Source organism: Flavobacterium psychrophilum DSM 3660 = ATCC 49418 (assembly GCF_002217405.1).
Classification (GTDB): Bacteria; Bacteroidota; Bacteroidia; order Flavobacteriales; family Flavobacteriaceae; genus Flavobacterium; species Flavobacterium psychrophilum.
In genome coordinates this window covers 75,244-97,620 of sequence record NZ_MUHE01000018.1, presented here as the reverse complement: position 1 = coordinate 97,620, position 22,377 = coordinate 75,244, and the positions used below count along the sequence as shown (strand labels likewise).

Genomic DNA, 22,377 nt, shown 5'->3' with positions numbered 1-22,377 from the left:
TTTAAACTTTAAATGGTATAGTAATAAAAAAACGATAATTTTTACTAAAAAAAGGCATATAATTATAAAACATGCCCCAAAATAGTGTCTAATTTTTTTGGGCATGTTTTATATTAAATTTCTTTTGGTTTAGCTCTCTTTGTTGTCGTTTTCTTTTTTCTTTTCGGTTTCGATTTGTTTTTTCGTTTTTACATAAACGGCATCGTCAGGATTTAACTCTTTTGTAACTGTTGTATAAGGTCCGGTTATAATGGTTTCGCCTTTTTTGAGACCAGAAAGAACTTCTATATAACTATCATCTTGAATTCCTGTGGTTACGATTCGGAGTTTTACTTTATCTCCCATTTTTACAAAAACACATTCGTATCTTTTTTCGTTTTTCACTTCTGGTTCTTGTTCGGAATTGTCTGAGTTATCATCTTTAACCATTAATACTTTGCGTGAAGCAGAGGTGTCTGTCCTCATGACAACAGCACTAATAGGTACGGCAATAACATTTTCTTTGCGTGTTGTTATAATATCTACGGTTGCCGTCATGCCTGGGCGAAAAGGAGAAAAACTGGCTGGTTTTCCTGACATTAAATCTTGATAGGAGTCTTTAATAATTCTAACTTTTACTTTAAAATTTGTAACTTGATCCGCAGTCAAAGCAGTACTTGCCGAATTTGAAATACTCGTTACAATTCCTCTGAATTCTTTTTTTAGATACGCATCTACTTCTACTTTTGCTAAATCTCCTATCGAAATTTTTACAATATCATTTTCATTTACATCAACTTCGACCTCCATATTGTTTAAGTCGGCAACACGCATCATTTCGGTACCTGCCATTTGTTGTGTTCCTAAAACACGCTCGCCTAATTCTACTCCAAGTTTAGAAATAGTTCCGTCAACGGGTGCATAAATAGCTGTTTTTCCTAAATTTTCCTTCGACTCATTTACCGTTGCCGATGCGCTTTGTACGTTATAATATGCTGCTTGTTTTGCTGCTTGCGCACTTTCGTAAGTAGCTACAGATTTGTCCCATTCTGCTCTAGATATAATTCCTTTGTCATATAATTTTTTGCTTCTTTCATAACTTGCTTTTGCTTCTTTAAACTGAGCGTCAGTTTGGCTTAAACCAGCTTTGGTATTAGATAAACCAGCTTGAGACTTGTTTAATCCTTGTGTGTATAATTTAGGGTTTACTTGTACTAATAAATCTCCTTTCTTAACAGTTTGTCCTTCTTTTACGGGTAATGCAATAATTTCTCCAGAAACTTCAGATGAGATTTTAACTTCTATTTCAGGCTGAATTTTTCCTGTTCCAGATACAGTTTCTGTTACAGTTCGTTGTGTTATTGTAGCAATTTCTACTTCTTTGCCTTTATTACTATCTCCTATAGCTCCTGATTTTTTAAGATATATTGCTCCTATAATTGCGGTAACAGCAATGCCTAATACGATATATTTTGTTTTTTTTGTCATGGTACTTATTGTTTTTTAATAATTGGAATTCCGAAGTAAAATTCTAAAATTTTGGTTCTAAAAATATAGTCATATTTGGTTCTTAAAACTTCCGATTGGGCATTTGTAAACAATGTTTGTGCCTGATTAAAATCGAAAATATTCATGAGTCCTACTTCATATCTTTCTTTAGCATAGTTAAATGATTTTTGTCTTGCTTCAAATGTGGCAAGTGCAGCTTCATGTGTTTTTTGTGCCCCTTTTGTATCGGTATAGGCAGTAAAAACTGTTCTTTCTACATCTAATTCTTGTTGTTTTAAAGTTATTTTCGAACGGTCTAGTGCGATTTTCGAGCGTGCTACATTGTTTCTTACCGAAAATCCGTTAAGTATAGGAATGTTTAAATTTAGCCCAAAGTTTTGTCCTTTGTTGGTACTAAACTGATTAAAAATAGCATCTGGTTTGTCTAATATTCTAGAATAATTGGGTTGTAAAACTGACTGGTTTGTACCCTCTACATAACCAATTATAGCTGTGGGATTGCTTGTGTTTGGTGCAAACCCAACGACTCTATCCGAATAACCTGCTCGGGTGCTAAAACTATAAAAACCTTGCAGTGTTGGTTGGTATGCGCCTCGTGAGATTTGCAGATTTTTTTCGGCAATTTGTACATTGGTTTGCGCAATTTTCAAATCGGTTCTGTTTTTTTTTGCTTTATCTAAAATTACTTTAGGGTCTTGCATTAAGATGGTGTTTTCTTGAATGGGAATTTCGGCATCGGTAATGTCAAAATTTTCAAAATCATCTATTTGTAATAATTGGGCTAAGCTTAATTTCGATAAAAATAAGGCGTTTTCTGCAGCAATAAATCGCTGGTTATCTGTGGCAACAGTCGCTTTTACATCTAGTAAATCGCCACGAGGCGTTACTCCAGCTTCTACTAGTTCTTTGCTCCTTTCTAATTGTTTGTTGTCGTAAGCCAATTGTAGCTGCTGTACTTTTAGATTTTCCTTGTTAAAAAGTATTTGCAAATACCCGTTTACAATGTTTAACGAAACATCTTCTTGCATTTTTGTTAATTGGTATTGCGAAGCAATGCTGCTAAGATTTGCTTTTCGCAACAGGTTTTGGTTCTGCAAACCTTTATAAATATCGATACTAATATTTACTCCTGCCGAAGTAAATTGTGTGGTCTGGTTTTCTAACAAACCTGTTGTGATATTTTGGTTTAAACCAATATTCCAAGAATGGGAACTTTGCGCATTTACCGAAGGAAAAAATTTACCTAAGGCATCTTTCTTAGAAATGTCAGACAATTCTTTGTCTAAAACAGCTTGTTTTATCGAAATGTTGTGCTCTATAGCATAAGCTACACATTCTTCGAGTGTCCATTTTTTGGGTTGGCCAAAAGAAACACCACAATACAATAATGTTGTAATTATTAAAAACGAGTATTTTATTTTTTGCATTTTATATAATATGGAATTTTTTGTTTAGCGAATTTAATCTTTTTATAAATTAAATTTACAATAAGACTCTTGCTTTTATAATTTGTTACAATTAATGCGTAAAAATAAATGAAAATTAATTTTTACATTTGCTTAAATTACTTTTTTGATGAAAAATATATTACGGATTATTGGATTATTTGCGGTAACATTTTTTTATACCAGTTGCTCGACAACTCAAAAAATAGAACTCATGAAGCCAGAACCAGATGACGCTACCCCTATAATTTATCCCGTAACTTCTTCCTATATTAGTTTTCCTGTAACATTAACATTGAAAGATATTGAAAAACAAGCCAACAATGCTTTGATGGGATTAATTTATGATGATCATAATATTGATGATGACAAAACCGAAATGAAAATATGGAAAAATGCCCCAATATTAATTTCTGAAGATAATAATAAACTAAAAACAATTATTCCTCTAAAAATCTGGGCAAAAGTTAGATACGGCACGTCAGTTTTAGGGATTAATTTGTATGATACTCGAGAAATAAACCTAAACGGCACAATTACTTTTTTAAGTAATGTAAAAATGAGTAACTGGAAAATTACAACTACTACCGAATTGCAAGATTTTGAATGGCAAGAAAGTCCAACAATTATCATAGGCGGAAAAGAAATTCCTATTACTTATTTAGTAAATCCAACGATTCGAATATTTAGAAATAAAATTGAAAAAATTATTGATGAATCGCTAGAGAAATCTCTAGATTTTAAATCAAATATTCTCGAAATGATGCAAAAAGCAAGCGAACCATTCGAGATGAGTTCAACCTATCAGACTTGGCTAAAAGTAACCCCGCAAGAAATATATGCTACCGAAGCTAATTTAGAAAAAAAAGCCGTTTCTATGACCGTAGGTCTTAAATGTTTAATGGAATCCTGCATAGGACAAAAACCAAAACCTAACTTTGTAAAAGAAAAAATAGTATTGAAGCCTATCGTAAATTTGCCCGAAAAAGTAGTAGCAAACATTGCTGCAGTTTCTACTTATCAGGATGCTTCGAGAGTAATGACAACCAATTTTAAGGGAAAAGAATTTGGCGAAGGAAAACGAAAAGTAACGATTCAAAATGTCGAAATTTGGCACAAACAAGGCAAAATGGTTATTGCACTAGATATGCTTGGAAGTTTAAATGGGCGTATTTATTTGTCTGGTTTTCCGCAATATAACACGCAAACCAAAGAATTATTTTTTGATGATTTAGATTACGCCCTAGAGACTAAAAGTAAGCTTATGAAAACTGCCAATTGGTTTGCTCAGGGTTTAATTTTGAACAAAATAAGAGCTACTTGTCGCTACTCGATTCAGCCTAATTTAGATGAAGGAAAGCAAAATATTTTAAAATACTTAAATAACTATTCACCCATAACAGGTGTTTTTGTAAACGGCAAACTAAATGATATTGTTTTTCAAAAAGTACAATTAACCAATCATGCTATCGTTGCCTTTCTAAATATTACAGGAAATGTAACGGTAAATATAAATGGTATGTAATTATTGTTTCTTCCTATACATTCTATAAACTGCAATAGCTATGAGTACCACAAGTATATAGGGAATAATCATTAAGTATATAATGCCATCATTTACCGCCTCTGCTTGCGATACGTCTGCTGAGCTTTCTAGCGAAGCACGGCACATGGCACATTGTGCATTTGATGCAATAGGTAATAGGCAATGGGCGATAAGTAAAAGAAATGCTATTCTTTTACCTGAATTTTCTACTTTAGCTAACATAATAAGGAGAAATCATTAAATATACAATAACACCAGTAACAGCAACATATAACCAAATAGGAAAAGTAATTTTTGCTATTTTCTTATGTTTATCAAATTTTTCTGCTAGTGCACGAACATAAGTGACTAAAACCAATGGGATAGTAATTATAGATAGTGTAATATGGGTTATTAATATAAAAAAGTAAGCAACTTTTAAAATTCCCGCTCCTCCATATTTTGTAGCTTCAGATGTCATGTGATACGCCACATACATTGCTAAAAATGCTACCGAAAGGCCAATAGCGGTTTTCATTAAATTTTCATGTAGTTTTTGTTTCTCGTTTTTGATAGCAATAACAGCCCATACTAATACAATAGCTGTAATTGCATTAATTGTTGCATAAATAGGAGGTAAGAATGATAATGGTTTTACATCGAAACCTAAATCTCTTAGTTTTATTTTAAATAAAATTGCCACCACTACAGGAATTACTATTGACAATATGGTAATCCAAACATTGTATTTTTTTTCTGAAATCTTTTTTTTCATTGTTTTTTATCTTATTTTTTTGAAAGCAAATTTGTAAAATTATCAAAATTTCTAAAAAGGAAGTTTAAATTAAATTTTGATGATAATTATTCCGCTAAAAGCTTCGATATGTCTTGTTTAATTTGTTTGATGCCTTCATCTTTTATACCATCATAATAAATAATTGGATTTCCAAATTCGTCTTTTCGGCAACGTATATTTCCTTCTTTGTCTATTAAAGCAAAGAATCCAGAATGCTCAAATCCTCCAGGTATTTTTGCGTTTTGTCCAACATATAAATTAAAACCCTTGTTTGCAATTTCATAAATTCTAGATTTATCACCGGTTAAAAAATTCCAGTTTTTACCTTTAGCACCTATTGTTTCAGCGTGTTTTTTGAGAACTTCTGGCGTATCGATTTCTGGATTTATTGTTATAGAAGTCACTCCGAAATTAGTATTGCTAGCAAATGCTTCTTGCACAAGCTTCATGTTTCTATTCATAATAGGACAAATAGAAGGACAAGTAGAAAAGAAAAACTCAGCAACATATACTTTTCCTTTGTAACTTTCGTTAGAAATTGTTCGTTTGTCTTGGTTTATTAAGGAAAAAACTGGCGCTTTGCCTATTGTCATCAAATCGCTTTTTGTTGCAACGTGTGTTCCTTCAATATTTAGTCTATCTCCTTTTACAATGTCATTGTTTTTTATTCGGTCTATAATTTTTGGAACAAAGTAAATTCCAAAAACTAGTATGATAAAAGCGGTTCCTATGTATGATTTGTTTTTCATATTGCTGTTTTTTTTGTTTGGTCTTTTTATAATTTCGCTGCAGATTTAATATTTTGATCAAAAATAACTACTAATTTGCATGTTTGTAGTAAAAAGGGGGTGTTAATTATTATTTGTTTTCGTGCAAACGGAAATCTTTTCTTTTGTTATTTCGTTTTAGTGCTAATCGATATTCTCTGAGCATTATTTTTATATCGTCTGACATCTCGTTGTGTAAATCTGCAGCAGAATTTGTGTTGTAACTTTCTTTATATTCGTTTTTTTCCTCTTTATTTTTTCCTTTTCGCCCACGGTGATTTTTATCTTTATCTATAATAATGACCTTTGTAGAGCTAAAATTTTCATTAAGACGATCGTGCAGTTTAAAGGAGTCAAAATAGGATTGAATTTCTTGGGGTTTTGCGAAAACAAATTTCCATCCTGATAAATCTTCAGAAAATCTAGTTAATTTTTCTAATAAATCTTCTACTTGTTTCTCAGAACCTTCCTGCGCTATCATAACTAGCTGAAAATCATGAAACCCCTCGTATTTTCCGTATATTTTTTGGTTCAAATTAAATAAGTTTTCTTCATTCTTATAGATATCATTGCCTAGAAATCCGAGTACTGTAATTTTGTTTATAAGAGAAACGGGTTTGCCATCTAGGCTTTTCCATTTGGGTAATTCTTTGTTGTTTCTAGAAATGGTTGGTAAGAAAAGTGAATTATGTGTTGCTGTTGCAAAGATTAAATAAATTAAAACGGGAAGTATTAGAAGGATGATTAGAACTAATTTATTTTTCATAGGGAAAGTGTAATTTATTTGAGTACAAAAATAAAAAAAGCTCCTGTAATAGGAGCTCTTTTTTGAATTAATATGTTGTTAAAAATTCCATTTAATGGTAGAGTTTTTAAAAACTTCGAATATATAATCAGCTTCAACTAGCAAAATAAATACTAAATAAATAATTAAGAATACAATTGTTCCTGCAACTGCCCAACGCAATGAGGCTTTTTCCCCCTCAAGGTGCATAAAAGACCACATAATCCAGTATGCTTTATATATGGTTAGCATGATGAAAATCCAATTTAATAAATTCATACTAAAAAAAGTATTGAAATATAAAAAGTCAGGTTTAACAATTCCTAAAATAACCTCGATGATTGTAATTATTGATAGTAATCCGAAAACTTTCCAGATTCGTCCTACATTTGATACGTGTTCTTGTGACATAACAATATATATTTTTCTTATATTAAAATTAAACTAGGTAGAAGAATGTAAATACAAACACCCAAACTAAATCGACAAAGTGCCAATATAAACCTACTTTTTCGACCATTTCATATGTTTTTCTTTTGTCATAAGTTCCTAAAAGGACGTTAAAGAAAATTAAAACATTGATTATTACTCCTGATAATACGTGAAAACCGTGAAAACCTGTAATGAAGAAGAAGAAATCTGCAAATAATTTTTGTCCGTATTCGTTACGAATTAAATTAGCGCCTTCTACTACATATTTAGTGTCTTCAATTCTTTTTAGTGATTCTTCACGAGATAAAGTAATTTTTGTTTTTGTTTTTGGATCAATCGCTTCAGTACGAATTAATATGTCTGAATGTGCTTTAAAACCTTCCTTTACTTCTGCTATAGAATAGCTTGGTAAAGTTTCATCTCCAAAAAACCAAATTCCTTTGCTTTTAGTATCTTCTGTTCTTTCACTAGGAATGTCGGCTGCAAATTCTGCGAGTGCTACTCTTTTGTACACAATATTATCAGCTGTTGAATGTTCTTTGTCAATTTTTTCGAATTGTAATATAGAACCTCCTTTGGTTTCTACTGCTCCATATTCTCCTTTGATGAAGTTTTTCCATTCCCAAGCTTGTGAGCCTACGAATATAAAACCACCAACAATGGTTAGAAACATGTAAATGATTACTTTGTCTTTTTTCATTTGATGACCAGCATCTACTGCTAGTACCATTGTTACCGATGAGAATATCAGTACAAATGTCATAAATGCCACGTAATACATGGGGGCTGAAACGCCATGCATGAATGGGAAGTGGGTAAAGACCTCATCGGCCAAAGGCCAAGTTTGGATAAATTTAAATCTTGAAAAACCGTATGCTGCCAAGAATCCTGAAAAGGTTAATGCATCGGAAACGATGAAAAACCACATCATCATTTTTCCGTAACTAGCATTCATCGGCTCATTTCCGCCGCCCCAAGTTTTGCCTTCAGCACTAGTAGTAACTGTCGTTGCCATAGAATTGTGTTTATAAAGTTGTCAAATTTACAATTTTTTATTATTTTACGAAATATAAAAATAAAAACAAATATACCCAAAGAATATCTAGAAAATGCCAAAACATCGCACCAAGCTCAATACCAGTGCTTTGAGAGGAGTTGTATTTTTGTTTAAAATGATTATAAATTATAATTAATAGCGAAATTATTCCTCCCGCAAGGTGTGTTAGGTGTAAAATTGTTAAAACATACAGAAAAGATGATGTAACTGTGCTAGCACTTCCTGTAAAAAAATACCCCATTTCTATTACTTGGCTAAATCCTTTTAGTTGTAATATGACGAAGGCTATTCCTAGAATTAAAGTGGTTACTAAAAACAATGTTGTTTTTTGTCTGTCATCTTTTTGAATTGCTTTTTTTGCTAAATAAATAGTTAGACTACTTATTATGATTACTATGGTGCTAAAAGTAAATGCTGGTGGCAAAACCATAGTGTGTATCCAATCTTTTCTTGACGAACTTACTAAATAAGCGCTTGTTAGTCCTGCAAAAACCATAAACATGCTTATCATTGCAAAGAGTAATAATAATTTGTATGATCTTGCTTTTCTGTTGTTATGTTCCTCAATAGTCATTCCTTCCATAATTATTATCTTAAAAATTTATCTAATATATATACCACTTGTATTAGGGATATGTAGGCAACACTTACTAGCATTAATGTTTTTGCAGATTTGTCGGTTTTGTTTTTGTATAGTTTGATAGCATAAACGAGCATCCATAAACCTAATAAAACAACAATTATTGCTGAAACGGGTGTTAAATATAATCTTCCTGTGTAGCCAAAGCTTGGCAAAATAGAGGCTGCTGTTAACCAAAGTGTGTATAATACAATTTGCATTGCAGTTCCTTTGTCTCTTTTGCCTGTGGGTAGCATATAAAATCCTCCCTTTTTGTAATCTTCAAATAAAAACCAGCCGATTGCCCAAAAATGTGGAAATTGCCAGAAAAATTGAATTAAAAACAACGTTCCTGCTTCTATGCCAAAATCATTAGTAGCAGCAACCCATCCTAGCATAAATGGTATTGCTCCAGGAAAAGCACCTACAAAGACTGATAATGAGGTTACGGTTTTAAGTGGGGTATAAACGCAGGTGTATAAAAATATCGATATCGCTCCAAACATTGCTGTTTTGGGATTTATCATATACAAAATTGTTAGGCCTGTAATTGTTAAAATTGTTGCAATTGTAAAAGCAGTATTTACTGACATTCTTCCCGAAGGAATTGGACGGTTTTTAGTTCTGTTCATCAAAGTGTCTAAATCCTTTTCGATGATTTGATTGTAAGCATTTGAAGCCCCGACCATGCAATATCCCCCAATAGCAAGCATTAATAAAACATAAATAGTCTCTAGGTTGAATTCATGAATCCCTAATAAATATCCAGCCAGCGATGAGAAAACTACGCTAATAGCCAAACCAGCTTTGGTAATTTCTTTGAAATCGTTGAAGATAGATTTTATAGGTGGTAATGTATTTATCGCACTCAAGGCAGGAATATTTATTTTTTAAAACTTTGCAAATATAGGTATAACCAATAGGAATATTCAAATCTAATATCTTTATTTTTAAAAATCTGTAATATCTGGTAAAAAAATGACTTAGTATGATAAGCATGGTTATATTAATTTCTAACTTTGTAACTTTGCTTTTTACAATTTTGCATCAAAAAAATGACATACATATTAAATATAGAAACCGCTACAAGAAACTGTTCTGTTGCTTTGTCGCAAGACGGAAATATTATTGCTTGTAAAGAAATTGCGGAGGCTGGTTATTCTCACGCTGAGAAATTGCACATTTTTATTGATGAAATTCTAAAAGAAAACACAATTACTTACAAGGATTTATCTGCAATTGCCATTAGTCAGGGGCCAGGTTCTTATACAGGTTTGCGAATTGGTGTCTCGGCAGCAAAGGGATTGTGCTATTCTTTAGATATTCCTTTGGTTGCAATAGATACTTTAGAGGTTTTGGCTAGGAAAATTACGATAGATAGTGGTGTTATTATTCCTATGATTGATGCTCGAAGAATGGAGTGTTATACAGCAATTTTTGATGCCAACTATATAAATAAACGAGAGGTGAAGGCTGAAATTATCGATGGTAATTCTTTTTGCGAAATAACCCAAACGATTCATCTTATTGGTGATGGTGCTTCTAAATGTAATGCGGTTTTAACCGATGCTAAATTTGTTTATCACAGCGAAATACAATTTCCGTCGGCAAGCGAAATGAGTAAAATAGCTTTCGATAAGTACAAAAAAAACGACACTGTTAGTGTCGCTTATTTCGAACCTTTTTATCTTAAAGATTTTATGATGACGGTTGCATCTAAGTAGTTATTCAGCTACTTTGTCTGCCGTTTTTTCAGTTGTATCTGCCGCAAGGTTAGTTGCTTTTTCTTGGGCAGTACCAACAGCTCCATGTGCCATATCTTCTACTTTTTCTATTAAATCGCCAGCCTTTTCTTTTACTGTTTCTACGGCATTATCTATAGTTGCAGTTGCTTGCGGTACATATTCTTTAATTTTATCCCCTGCTTGTTCAGCAAAATCTTCTACTTTGTCTATTAGTGGCGCTGCGCTTTGCTTTGCTTTTGCAATTGCATCATCAGCGAAATTTCCTGCTTGGTCAATTATCTCGTCTACTTTTTTTGAACCAAATATCCCCTTAAAAAAACTTGCTACTCCCATTTTGTTTTAAATTTTTAGTTATTCATGTAAAAATACATAATTTTAGTTAAATTATATTTCTAAATTGTTAAAAGTTTCTTCAATTGTAAATTTAGGCATCAAACAGGCTTTGTTTTGGCAAATATAATATAAGTTTTCTTCTTCTATAAATCGATTTTCTAAAAATGGTAATCTGGAGTTTTTTGTTGTTCCGGCGGTAATAATATGCGGTAAATATTTAGCCTTTATTTTATGATTGTTTGCCACGGCATTGTTGCCACAAACTGCTAGCTCTTTATTGTCTTGAGACAAATTCATCCATAAATTCATCCAATTCGAATAAGCAGAAGCATAATCGATATTGGGGATTATGTGATGCAACATTTGTAAGGCTATTTTTTCATAATAGTTATTGCTAAATAAAAGGCCTAAAACATATAAATTATTTGCCATAACGGAGTTAGAAGCGGGCATTACATTGTCTTCTGTTTCGAAATGTTGGGCAATAAGTTGTGCCGATTTTCTAGAATTGAAAGCAAAAAAATGTTGCTTTTCGTTATAAAAATTGTCAAAACAATAATCTGTTAATTGCTTTGCTTGCTGCAAATATTTTTCATTTAAAGTGGCTTGGTATAAACTAATAAACGCATCGATTGTAAAGGCGTAATCTTCTAGAAATCCCTCAATGGTGCTTTTGTTTTTTTTGTACGAACGATACAAGAAGCCTTCTGCCGACCATTGTTTGGTGGTGATAAATTGTGCGTTTTTTTCGGCAATGGCCAAATATTTTTGGTTTCCTAAGGCGTTATAAGCGTCTGTATATCCTTTTAGCATGATGGCGTTCCAGGAAGTGAGCGATTTATCGTCGAGTCTTGGTTTGGGGCGTTTTTCTCTTTTGGTAAAAAGTAATTGTTCCCAATTTTTCCTTTTGTTTTGTAATTCGTTTTCGGTCAAGCCGAATTTTGAAGCAATACTTTTTGAGGGTTGGTTTTGAATGAGTACATGATTGTCGTGTTCCCAAAACCCAAAATCGTTTACATTATATAGATGGCTGAAAATTTCGAAATCGTTTTTTAAAATTTCTTGCAATTCAGTTTTTGTCCAAACGTAGAATGCACCTTCTTCTAGTTCGTTATTTTGGTTTAAACTATCGGCATCGAGTGCGGCATAAAAGCCATTGTCTGAATTTAGAAATTCTCTTTCTACAAATGTTAGTGTTTTTTCGATGACTTCTTTGTATAGCGGGTTTTGGGTTCTTTTGTAGGCTTGCGCATATAAAGAAACGAGTTGTCCGTTGTCATATAACATTTTTTCGAAGTGAGGAATGTGCCAACGAATATCTACTGAATAGCGGGAAAATCCTCCAGCGATGGTGTCGAAAATGCCTCCGTGTGCCATTTTTGTTAGGGTTAGATCGACAAAGTTGAGTAGTTCTTGAGATTTGGTTTGATAGCCATAACGTTGCAAGAATAAATAATTGTTTGGCATCATAAATTTGGGTGCACGGGCGTAACCACCGTATTCCCAGTCGAAGCTTTTAGACCATTTTTCGACTAGTGGTTTTATGTTATTTGTGTGGTTTTGTTCTTGTGCCGTATGGTGTTGTATGGTGCCTAATACTTGAATGCCTTGGTGTAATTTTTGGGCGTATTTGATAATTTTTTGAGGATTGGAAACATACAATTCATGTAGTTGTTGTAGTGTGTTTGTCCATTCTTCTTTCTGGAAGTAGGTTCCGCCCCATATTGGTCTTCCGTCTGGCAGGCAAACTACATTTAGTGGCCAGCCTCCACGGTTTGTCATCATTTGTACGGCTTTCATATAAATGGCGTCTACGTCTGGGCGTTCTTCTCTGTCTACTTTTATTGAGATGAAGTTTAGATTCATTACTGATGCTACTTCTTGGTTTTCGAAACTTTCGTGTTCCATCACGTGGCACCAGTGGCATGCTGAGTAGCCTATGCTTATGATGATTAGTTTGTTTTCTTTTTGGGCTGTTGCTAATGTGTTTTTTGACCATGCTTGCCAATGTATTGGGTTGTTGGCGTGTTGTAGCAAATAGGGACTGGTTTCTAAATTTAGCTGATTCATACTGGTTGGTTTAGCCCCGATAGTAGTGGAAATCCTCGCCATTTTTCTTGGCGAGATTGCAACGGATAGCGGGAAATAGCTTCGAAAAAAAAGCGCTTCAAATTTTGAAACGCTAATTTATGATTTTATGTGGGTTTTTTTAGTTTGAAATGTGTTTTTATTATTTTTTAGCTAGGCATTTAGTGCTTCTACTCTTAGTTCGGGTTGGTTTAGCATGTCTTTTAGCATGCTTTCTATTCCGTTTTTTAGTGTGAATGTTGACGATGGGCAACCGCTACAGGCGCCTTGCAAGATGACTTTTACTTGTTTGGTGTCTTGACAATAGGAATCGAAAAGGATGTTTCCGCCATCGGCAGCTACGGCTGGACGAATGTATTCTTCGATGATATTGATGATTTTTTGTGAGGTTACATCTAGATTGTCGAAATTTGTAATTTCTTGTTTTTCTTCGAGTTTGGTAGCTACGATTTTAGTTTCATCGACTACGATTTTTCCGTTTTCGATAAATTCTTTGATGAATGTGCGTAGTTCGAGTGTGATTTCTTGCCATTCTGCTACGGCATATTTTGTTATTGAGAGGTAGTTTTCGTCGATGAATATTTCTTTTACAAATGGGAATTTAAATAGTTCTTTGGCTAATGGCGATGCGTGGGTTTGGTCTATGTTTTTGCATTCGACAATTGTTTTTGTTAGTTTTTTGCTGGCTACAAACTTCATTACGGCAGGGTTTGGTGTGCTTTCTGCGTAAACGGTAACGGGCGATTTTTTTGGTGTTTCGGTTTGTTTTACTACTTCGCCGCCATTGCTTACAAATGCTTCCATTTGGTCTGCTACGTCATGTTTTACATCTTCCCATTGTACAATGTTGTATTTTTCGATAGCGATAAAGTTTCCTGAGATGTAAACTGTTTTTACAAATGGTAGGTAAAATAGTTGTTGGGCAAGTGGCGAAGCGCCGGCTTCATCTATGTTTTTGTATTCGTAACTTTGATTTGGTGTTATGAAATAAGAGAATTCGAATTTTAGAATATTCGGATTATTGGTGTCTTTTATGGTGATTAGTTTCATGGTTTTATATTTTATGCAAAATTAAGAAACCTATTTGGTTTATGACACTTAATTTTGCAATAAACAGTATTTTAAAATTTTATGTTTTTAGTTGCAAGCTAGGGTTGTTAAATTCGTATAATAATAGTTGTGTAGTGGGGTGATTTTTTTGAGGTGCAAATAGCTTTAAGAAGGTTTTTGTGCAAAATTTCTAACTAAAAATATTGTTATTACTCGACTTATGTCTTGTGTAGTGGGTGGTTTAGGGTTAATTTAACTTTTTGTTGGTTTGAATGGCTTTTTTTGTGGTGTTATTTGTTGTAAAGTTTAATTTGGTCTTTTGTTTTTTGTGAATAATTTATTTTTTGTTAATTTAGTATTGGTTAAGGTTAATAAAATATTAATATAAAAAAAAGTATAATTAGAAAAACTTTCGTAAAAAATTATATCTTTGAACGTTTTGAAAAATAGATTAGCTTGACTAATTATTTTGTAAAGAAAACAGTTTGAACCATTTCGTACCAAAAAGATTATAAAAATGAATTTCAAAAAAATTATATTAGTATTAGCTTTTATTTCAACCCAATTTGCTTTCTCTCAGGAAGGTATTGCTGTTTATTCGGATTATTTGTCGGATAATTATTATTTACTTCATCCATCTATGGCTGGTGCTTCTAGTTGTAATAAAATTAGATTAACTGCTCGTAAACAATGGTTTGGTAGTAGTGAGGCGCCGTCATTGCAGACTTTGAGTTATAACGGTTCTCTTGGCGAAAGTGGCAAATCAGGTATTGGGGTTATTCTTTTTAATGATAAAAATGGGTATCATTCTCAAAAAGGAGGAAAAATTACGTATGCTCACCATATTATGTTTTCTAGAACTACAACTGATTTGAACCAGTTGTCTTTTGGGTTAAGTGCTGGTATGGTACAAAATCAGTTGGATGAAACTAGTTTTGATTTGCAAGATTTTGATCCCATTATTGGCGGTATTCTTCAGAGGTCTTCTTATTTTAATGTCGATTTTGGGGCGTCTTATAATTTTCTTGATTTTTATGCGCATGCGACGGTTAAGAACGCTTTGTTTCAAAGTAGAGGTCTTTACACATCTTACGAATCGAATAATTTGCGAAAATATCTTGTAAGTGTAGGTTATACTTTTGGGGATGCAAAAAAATTGCTTTGGGAACCTTCTTTGTTGTTTCAGCTTACAGATAGGACTAAGGAGAAGGCGTTAGATGTAAATATTAAGGTGTATAAGTCTGTTGATTTTGGTAAAATTTGGGCGGCTATGTCGTATAGAAGAAGTTTTGATGGGGCACAGTATGATAATGGGCGGGAATTAAAAAATCAGTATTTGCAATATATTACACCAATTGTTGGGGTAAATTATAATAAATTTATGTTTGCTTATACTTATTCTCAAGTTACTGGAGATATTAAGTTTGATACTGGTGGCTATCATCAAATTACTTTAGGATTTGATTTTGGTTGTAAGAAAGAGCGATATGACTGTAATTGTCCTGCGGTTAATTAATTATATAACTTGTCCCGATTATTTCGGGACTATTTTTTTTGTTAGATATGGTAATTAGAGAGGTGAATGGAAAGTATCCGCAAATTCCTGAGGATTGTTTTGTTGCAGAAAATGCGACTATAGTTGGTGATGTTGCTTTTGGTGCAAATTGTAGTGTTTGGTTTAATGCGGTGATTCGTGGCGACGTGAATTTTATTAGGTTTGGCGATAAAGTGAACATTCAAGACGGTGCGGTGGTGCATTGTACTTATGAGAAGCATCCTACTATTATTGGTAATAATGTTTCGATAGGTCATAATGCTATTGTGCATGGTTGCACGATTCATGATAATGTGCTAATAGGTATGGGGGCTATTGTTATGGATAATTGTGTTGTACATAGTAATTCGATTATTGGAGCTGGAAGTGTGGTTACACAAAATACGGTGGTTGAATCTGGTGCTATTTATGCTGGAATTCCTGCTAAGAAGGTGAAGGATATTGACCAGAGTAATTTTGCTGGTGAAATTGGTCGTATTTCTAATAATTATGTGATGTATTCGGGTTGGTTTAAGGATGAGCAATAGTTTGCTTGATTTATACGGGTATATAATTTGTATGGCTGTCTGCTAACTGGTATGTGTTTTGTTTTGCTCAGATTACACTAATTTTTTGGGTTTTCTGCAGGAGGGAGGTTTATTTTTTTGATGGGTGTGTATTTGTAAAATTCTGTTACCTGTGGGCTTTTTTTTGAATTAGTGGCAGTTCTTGTAGATTTACTTTATAAGTGGTGGTGTTTAAAAAAATAGGTTGCGTTTTACGGTTTTTGATATTTGTGTGTTTGCAAGTATGCGATTACTTTGCTTTTAGCCCTGATGGATGTGAAAATCCTCGCCATTTTTCTTGGCGAGATTGAAACGACAGCAGGTATATGGTTTGCAAGATGGCACAAGTGATGCTCTCCTAGAAATCTTTTGCGAATACATTTTCTGAAAAGCCTAAAATATTTTTTAATACTGTAGGGTTGCTATTTGCATAAAATATTTGTTGGCTGTTTTTTGTTGTGGTATTTAATAAATTATTTTTTTCTAATATGGTTTTGGTTTGTCTTGCTACTGCTTGACCTGAATCGATTATTTTGATGTTTTCGGGTATGATTTTTTTGATGGCTGGTACTAGATATGGATAGTGGCTGCAACCTAGTACTAGATAATCGATGTTTGCTTTTATCATGGGTTCGAGATAGGAGGTGAGTAGTTTTGTCATTTCTGGGGATTCTATTTCTCCGTTTTCTATGAGTTCTACGAGTCCGTAGCCTATTTGTTCTATTATTTTTATGTTGGTGTAACTTTCTACTTGTTTGTTGAATAATTCGCTGTTTATGGTGCCTTTTGTGGCTAGGATTCCTATGGTTTGGGTTTTGGTTTTGTTTGCAGCTGGTTTTATGGCTGGTTCTATTCCTATGATTGGGATTTTGTATTTTTCTCTTATTTGTATGATTGCGTTTGTTGTGGCTGTATTGCAGGCAACTACGATCATTTTGCAGTTTTGTGATACTAGATAGTCGATGTTCTTGAAGCAAAGTTCTATTATTTCTTGTTTGCTTTTTTTTCCGTATGGTGCGTTTTTGCTGTCTGCTAGATAGATGGTGTTTTCGTTGGGAAGTAATTGATGAATTTCTTTCCAGATTGATGTGCCGCCTATTCCTGAATCGAATAATCCTATTGGGTTGTTGTTGCTCATGAAACAAATGTAAAAAAAAACTGCGCTATTTTGTAGCACAGTTTTTTAATTTATTTAAGAAATTTTAGAATTTTAATTCTTTTTTTACGTCTTCGAATAAGTTTGGTCCATCGGCAAGGATTAAACTTGCAGAATCCATAACGTATTGGTATCCTTTTGATTTTCCAACTTTTACAATTGCTGTTTTAGCTTTGTCCATGATTGGTTTTACAATTTCTTGTTCTTTTTCTTGTAGTTGTTTTTGAGCAGAGTCTCTGTATTGTTGGATACGTTGTCCCATGTCTTGCATTTCTTTTGCACGTGTTTCGTTGATGGCTTCGGTTGCAGTTGTTGCTTCTGCTTCGTATTTTTTCATTTTTGTTTGGTACTCAGTGACCATGGTGCCGTATTCTGTATCGAAAGTTTTGCTTAGTTTGTCTAACTGTGCTTTTGCAGCTGTCATTTCTGGCATTTTAGCTAATAATTCGCTTACATCGATGTGTGCTACTTTTGTCTGCGCATTCATTGTGCTAGCACCAAAAAATATAACTGCTGCAATAAGTAAAGTTTTAATCTGTTTCATCATTTTTAGTATTAGTGTATTAATTAATTTTAGGTTTTGTGTTTAATTATTTTTTAGTTTTAGCGGCTTCTTTATCGGCTGCTATTTTTTTCTTTTTTTCTTCTAATGCTTTGTTGCGATCTTCGATTGTTTTTTTGTTGTTTTCTATTGTTTTTAAGCGGACTGCTTCTTTTGCTTTTTTTATAGAGTCTTGTGCTAGTTTTCGTTTTTCAATTTTATTTATAGTAGCATTTGGTTTACTAGTTGCTGCGGAATCTATGATTGCTCCAGTTTTGTTTTCTAATATTTTTTTGTGCTTTTCTTCGTACTCTTTTTTGTTTTGGGCAGCGCTTTCTTTACGTTCTTTAATTATTTTTTCTCTTAATGCTTTTTTTTCTTCGAGAATTTTTTGTCTTTCGGCTAGTGCTGGATTGTCTTCTATTTTATCTTTTTGCTCTTCTTTTTCTTCGTTAGCTTTAAGTTGTTTTTTGCTTATTTGTTCTCTTTTTTCAGACTGTGTTATCATTCTTACGACTCTGTCGCTTATGTCGAATGATTTTTTTGAAAAAAGCATTGTTAAATCGGAGGATTTATCGAAAATAAAATCATATCCTCTTGCTTCTGCAATATCTTGAACTGCTGTAAATACTTGGTCTTGTACGGGTTTTGCTATGGCTGTTTTTTGAATTATAAAATCGCCGTTAGAACCAAATCTTTTTTGTTGGTAGTCTATCAAGTCTTTTTCAAGGAACTTTATTTCTTCTTCTCTTTCCTCTATAAGTTCTTTGGTAAGCAAAGCTCTTTCTGATTTAAGAATGTTTTCTAGTTTGTTTATTTCGTTTTTTTTAACTTGAATGTCTTGTTTCCATTTTTGTGCTTTTTGTTCTAATTGTATGTTTGCTTCTTTATAATCGGGTACGTTTTCTAGGATATAGTCCATATCGATGTAACCTATTTTAGCTCCTTTTGCTTGTGCATTACTGGTTAGGGTAGTGCCAAAAATTAGTAAGAATGCAAAAAAATTTTTCATAAGCGTATAATGTTAAATTCAACTATCGTGCCAAATATAATTAAAATTGTTGACCTATTATAAAATGTGTTTCCCAACCGTTTTTCTCATTTGACCCTTGTGGCGCATCGAAACCATGTCCGAAATCTATTCCTAATAGTCCAAATGCTGGCATGAATACTCTTAGTCCTACACCGGCAGAGCGTTGCAGTATGAATGGATTGTAGGTTTTGAAATTATCATACGATCCTGCTCCTTCTACGAAACTAAGGGCATAAATAGATGCCGCTTGTTTTAGGGTTATTGGGTATCTTAATTCTAATGAAAATTTATTATAAATTGGATCTCCGCTGCTTCTGTGTACAGATAAACTTCCGTTATTTTTATAGCCTCTTACTTGTATGTTCTCGTTACTGGTCATGTAATTTCCGCCCAATCCGTCTCCACCAACAACAAATCTTTCAAAAGGAACAATTCCTCTTCCTTGATTGTATGCTCCCAGATAACCAAATTCTCCTAGTGTGCGTAAAACTAACTTGCCATAAAGAGTTGTAAACCATTCGGCTTTAAATTTTATCTTATAATATTCTAACCAATTGTATTTTTTCTGATCTACTTTTGCATTATCAGCTGCTGCTAAGTTATAATTGTCAACTTTGTTTCCATTGGCATCTAAATAGTCACCCAATCTTACTACATTACCGTTACCGTCTAATTGATTTGATCTAGCACCATTTGTATCTCTTTTCTTATACTCTTCTAGGTTTTCTAAGTTACTATAGTTTATCCCGCTAAATGATGAATACGGTAAAGTAAATTTTCCTGTAAGACTAAAGTCTGAACCATAAGTAGGAAAAATAGGGTTGTTTCCTTTACTGTTTCTGCTTATTCCTATGGTGTAAGCTAAGTTTCTTGATGCTCCATTGGCAAAGGTAAATAGACCTCCATAGTAATTATTTAAATCATAATGTTGATAACTTATGGCATGTGATAACACAAAATAATCATCTGGAATCTCTAGTTTTTTTGCAATTCCTATAGAAGCCGAAAATATGTTCATGTATTTCGATTTGTCTGTTCTGTATGTTAAGTCGTAGCCAAATTGTTTTGTAAAAGCTAATGATGTCGAGAAGCTTATTGGTTTTTTGCCTCCAAACCATGGTTCAGAGAAAGAGAAACTGTATGTCTGAAAATTTGTACTTGCTTGTAAACGTAAAGATACTTTCTGACCGTCACCCATAGGTAATGGTCTGTATGATTTTTTATTAAAAATATTTCCAATAGAAAAGTTGTTAAAAGAAAGCCCTAGCGTTCCTATAAATCCACCACCACCGTAACCACCTTGTAGCTCTATTTGGCTGGCTCCTTTTTCTACTAAATGGTATTTAATATCTACGGTTCCTGCTGCGGGATCTACATTTTCGAAATCTGGTTTTATAGATTCGGGATCAAAAAAGCCTAATTGTCCTATCTCACGAATGGTTCTAATTAATGTTTCTTTGCTGTATATGTTTCCTGGTTTTGTGCGAAGTTCTCTATATATAACTTTGTCATTTGTCTTGTCATTTCCTACAACTGATATTTTGTTAAAATATGCTAATGGTCCTTCGGTTACACGAATTTCCATATTGATGATGTTGTTTGCCGTAGAAACTTCAACTGGGTTTATGGTAGAAAAAAGGTATCCATTGTTTTGGTATAAATTGGTTAAGTCTTCACTATCTGGACTAGATTTGTCTGCAATTCTTTTTTCTAGTAAAACACCGTTGTAAACATCGCCTTTTTTGATACCTAAAACTCTACCTAATAATTGGTCATTGTAAATCGTATTTCCTAAAAATTTAATATCTCCAAAATAATATTTATTTCCTTCTTCGACATTTATACTAATGGCTACTGTGTTTTTTTCTTTTTCGTAAGTTACGGAATCGGATATTATTCTTGCATCACGATATCCGTTTTCTTTGTACTTGTTTATAATTGATGTTAAGTCTTCTTTGTACTTATCTTTTATGTATTTAGATGATTTTAAGATACGAAAAACACTTTGTTGTTTTGTGTTTTTCATGGCAGAACGAATTTTTTCATCTGTAAATTGTGTATTCCCATTTACAGTGATTTTTGATACTTTAACTTTTTTACCTTTATCTACATTTACAACCATATTTACATGGTTTATAGTTTCGGTATCTTCGGTAGTTGCGATATTTACTTTTGTATTGTAGTACCCTTCTTTTTTATATTTGTTTTCAATATAATTTTTAGTGGTTGTAATAAGGTTTTCGTTAACTATTTTTTCAGGAGTTAGTTCCGTGTCTTTTGTGATAGATTCTAGTTTTCCTTTTTTAATGCCTATAAACTTTACTTCTTTTAGTTTTGGAAGTTCATTAATATTTAGTTCTAGAGAAATGCTGTCGCCCTCTATCTTATCTATATAAAAGTTAACATCGTTATATAACCCTAGTTTCCATAGTTTTTTTATCGAATTGCTTATTTCTTCTCCAGGAATTGTGATGCTTTCTCCTTTTGTGAGACCCGCAAAGGTTACAATAGTTTGTTCGTTATAGGTTATTTTACCTGTAACGCTAACTTTTTTTAATATATAAGTTTTTCCTTGATCGAAAGGAACTCGATCTTGTGCGTTAACTTGTACTGCGCTACCTAAAAATAAAAATAATAGTACTAATTTTGTACTATTTACGGTATTAAATAAATTATTTAATCTGTTCACTTGTTTTTCCAAATCTACGTTCTCTTTTTTGATAGCTAATAATGGCTTCATATAAATTTTCTTCACTAAAATCTGGCCACAATACATATGTAAAATAAAATTCTGCGTAAGCTATTTGCCATAACAGAAAATTACTAATGCGGTGTTCGCCACTTGTTCTTATTACTAAATCTACATCAGGTAGATTATGCGTGTAAAGATGCTTATTTAATATTGAATCGTCAATAGAATCTATTGAAATTATATTATTTTTAACTTTATCACTAATTATTTTAACAGCATTTATGATTTCTTCTCTCGATCCGTAGCTTAATGCTAAGGTAAGGGTCATTCTGGTATTGTTTTTTGTTTGCGCTATTACTTCGAGCAATTCTTTTTGAACTGATTTTGGTAAATTATCAAGGTTTCCTATCGAATTTAACTTTATGTTGTTTTTTACTAAGGTTGCTAATTCTTTTTTTAAGGAATTAATTAGTATTTTCATTAACAAATCGACTTCTAATTTTGGACGGTTCCAATTTTCGGTCGAAAAAGTATATAATGTTAGATTTTCTATTCCTATTTTCGCACAAGCTTCTACTATTACTTTTACAGATTTAGTTCCGTTTTCGTGACCAATGGCACGTAGGAATCCTTGTTTTTTTGCCCAACGACCATTCCCGTCCATAATAATGGCGAGATGTTTGGGAAGGTTACTGTTGTTTATATCTTTTAGTAGGCTCATTTTCG

At 32.9% G+C, this 22,377-nt stretch carries 22 protein-coding genes; 4 read left to right on the top strand and 18 right to left on the bottom strand.

The window, feature by feature from the left end:
* Window positions 1–129: 129 nt before the first annotated feature.
* Entirely contained in the window at window positions 130–1,467 is a 1,338-nt protein-coding gene (locus tag B0A57_RS05760; protein WP_011964215.1) for an efflux RND transporter periplasmic adaptor subunit, read from the bottom strand.
* Window positions 1,468–1,472: 5 nt separating this feature from the next.
* Complete coding sequence (locus B0A57_RS05755; RefSeq protein WP_034098912.1) at window positions 1,473–2,915, bottom strand: TolC family protein; 1,443 nt, start codon at window positions 2,913–2,915, stop codon at window positions 1,473–1,475.
* 148 nt (window positions 2,916–3,063) lie between these two features.
* Here B0A57_RS05755 and B0A57_RS05750 point away from each other — a divergent pair, with 148 nt between their 5' ends.
* Window positions 3,064–4,458 (top strand): DUF4403 family protein, encoded by a 1,395-nt coding sequence (locus B0A57_RS05750; protein ID WP_034098909.1) that lies wholly within the window; start codon window positions 3,064–3,066, stop codon window positions 4,456–4,458.
* Here B0A57_RS05750 and B0A57_RS05745 read toward each other — a convergent pair whose 3' ends face one another.
* From B0A57_RS05745 to cyoE, 8 genes are all read right to left on the bottom strand, one after another.
* A complete protein-coding gene (locus B0A57_RS05745) occupies window positions 4,459–4,701 on the bottom strand; it encodes a hypothetical protein (protein ID WP_011964212.1) in 243 nt (80 codons plus the stop codon).
* A complete protein-coding gene (locus B0A57_RS05740; RefSeq protein WP_011964211.1) occupies window positions 4,691–5,233 on the bottom strand; it encodes a DUF420 domain-containing protein in 543 nt (180 codons plus the stop codon). Before B0A57_RS05740 ends, B0A57_RS05745 begins: the two co-directional genes overlap by 11 nt.
* Window positions 5,234–5,319: 86 nt before the next feature.
* Complete coding sequence (locus B0A57_RS05735; protein ID WP_011964210.1) at window positions 5,320–6,003, bottom strand: SCO family protein; 684 nt, start codon at window positions 6,001–6,003, stop codon at window positions 5,320–5,322.
* 109 nt (window positions 6,004–6,112) lie between these two features.
* The gene (locus B0A57_RS05730; RefSeq protein WP_034098907.1) at window positions 6,113–6,787 is read right to left on the bottom strand and encodes a hypothetical protein; all 675 of its coding nucleotides are present in this window, start codon (window positions 6,785–6,787) and stop codon (window positions 6,113–6,115) included.
* Between the two features lie 78 nt (window positions 6,788–6,865).
* Window positions 6,866–7,216, bottom strand: coding sequence for a cytochrome C oxidase subunit IV family protein (locus B0A57_RS05725; RefSeq protein ID WP_011964208.1), 351 nt, complete (start codon window positions 7,214–7,216; stop codon window positions 6,866–6,868).
* Window positions 7,217–7,244: 28 nt separating this feature from the next.
* The gene (locus B0A57_RS05720) at window positions 7,245–8,252 is read right to left on the bottom strand and encodes a cytochrome c oxidase subunit 3 (RefSeq protein WP_034098905.1); all 1,008 of its coding nucleotides are present in this window, start codon (window positions 8,250–8,252) and stop codon (window positions 7,245–7,247) included.
* Between the two features lie 40 nt (window positions 8,253–8,292).
* Window positions 8,293–8,877 (bottom strand): cytochrome c oxidase subunit 3, encoded by a 585-nt coding sequence (locus B0A57_RS05715; RefSeq protein WP_034098903.1) that lies wholly within the window; start codon window positions 8,875–8,877, stop codon window positions 8,293–8,295.
* Window positions 8,878–8,882: 5 nt separating this feature from the next.
* Window positions 8,883–9,785 carry a heme o synthase gene (gene cyoE, locus B0A57_RS05710; protein WP_011964205.1) on the bottom strand — a complete coding sequence of 301 codons (903 nt, stop codon included), beginning with the start codon at window positions 9,783–9,785 and terminating at the stop codon, window positions 8,883–8,885.
* Window positions 9,786–9,968: 183 nt separating this feature from the next.
* Between cyoE and tsaB the strand changes: the two genes are divergently transcribed.
* Window positions 9,969–10,637 carry a tRNA (adenosine(37)-N6)-threonylcarbamoyltransferase complex dimerization subunit type 1 TsaB gene (gene tsaB, locus B0A57_RS05705; protein WP_034098901.1) on the top strand — a complete coding sequence of 223 codons (669 nt, stop codon included), beginning with the start codon at window positions 9,969–9,971 and terminating at the stop codon, window positions 10,635–10,637.
* On the opposite strand, the gene B0A57_RS05700 is transcribed toward tsaB, so the two are convergent.
* The 3 genes from B0A57_RS05700 to B0A57_RS05690 form a co-directional block, all read right to left on the bottom strand.
* Complete coding sequence (locus B0A57_RS05700; RefSeq protein WP_011964203.1) at window positions 10,638–10,991, bottom strand: hypothetical protein; 354 nt, start codon at window positions 10,989–10,991, stop codon at window positions 10,638–10,640. It lies immediately after the preceding gene.
* 51 nt (window positions 10,992–11,042) lie between these two features.
* Complete coding sequence (locus tag B0A57_RS05695) at window positions 11,043–13,061, bottom strand: thioredoxin domain-containing protein (RefSeq protein WP_034098919.1); 2,019 nt, start codon at window positions 13,059–13,061, stop codon at window positions 11,043–11,045.
* A 171-nt stretch (window positions 13,062–13,232) separates the two neighbouring features.
* Window positions 13,233–14,129, bottom strand: coding sequence for a NifU family protein (locus B0A57_RS05690; RefSeq protein WP_034098899.1), 897 nt, complete (start codon window positions 14,127–14,129; stop codon window positions 13,233–13,235).
* A 517-nt stretch (window positions 14,130–14,646) separates the two neighbouring features.
* Here B0A57_RS05690 and B0A57_RS05680 point away from each other — a divergent pair.
* Both B0A57_RS05680 and B0A57_RS05675 read left to right on the top strand, forming a co-directional pair.
* Entirely contained in the window at window positions 14,647–15,645 is a 999-nt protein-coding gene (locus B0A57_RS05680; RefSeq protein ID WP_011964200.1) for a PorP/SprF family type IX secretion system membrane protein, read from the top strand.
* 47 nt (window positions 15,646–15,692) lie between these two features.
* Window positions 15,693–16,211 carry a gamma carbonic anhydrase family protein gene (locus B0A57_RS05675; protein ID WP_034098895.1) on the top strand — a complete coding sequence of 173 codons (519 nt, stop codon included), beginning with the start codon at window positions 15,693–15,695 and terminating at the stop codon, window positions 16,209–16,211.
* 376 nt (window positions 16,212–16,587) lie between these two features.
* Here the strand turns inward: B0A57_RS05675 and murI are convergent, their stop codons facing one another.
* The 5 genes from murI to B0A57_RS05650 all read right to left on the bottom strand — a co-directional run bounded on the left by murI (window position 16,588) and on the right by B0A57_RS05650 (window position 22,372).
* Window positions 16,588–17,367, bottom strand: coding sequence for a glutamate racemase (gene murI, locus B0A57_RS05670; protein ID WP_034098893.1), 780 nt, complete (start codon window positions 17,365–17,367; stop codon window positions 16,588–16,590).
* Between the two features lie 64 nt (window positions 17,368–17,431).
* Entirely contained in the window at window positions 17,432–17,929 is a 498-nt protein-coding gene (locus tag B0A57_RS05665) for an OmpH/Skp family outer membrane protein (RefSeq protein WP_034098891.1), read from the bottom strand.
* Window positions 17,930–17,975: 46 nt separating this feature from the next.
* Window positions 17,976–18,938 (bottom strand): OmpH/Skp family outer membrane protein, encoded by a 963-nt coding sequence (locus tag B0A57_RS05660; RefSeq protein WP_052079107.1) that lies wholly within the window; start codon window positions 18,936–18,938, stop codon window positions 17,976–17,978.
* Between the two features lie 40 nt (window positions 18,939–18,978).
* The gene (gene bamA, locus B0A57_RS05655; protein WP_034098889.1) at window positions 18,979–21,699 is read right to left on the bottom strand and encodes an outer membrane protein assembly factor BamA; all 2,721 of its coding nucleotides are present in this window, start codon (window positions 21,697–21,699) and stop codon (window positions 18,979–18,981) included.
* Window positions 21,632–22,372: an isoprenyl transferase gene (locus B0A57_RS05650; protein ID WP_038466695.1), complete on the bottom strand. Its 741-nt coding sequence runs from the start codon at window positions 22,370–22,372 to the stop codon at window positions 21,632–21,634. The genes bamA and B0A57_RS05650 overlap by 68 nt, the downstream gene beginning before the upstream one ends.
* Between the last annotated feature and the right edge of the window lie 5 nt (window positions 22,373–22,377).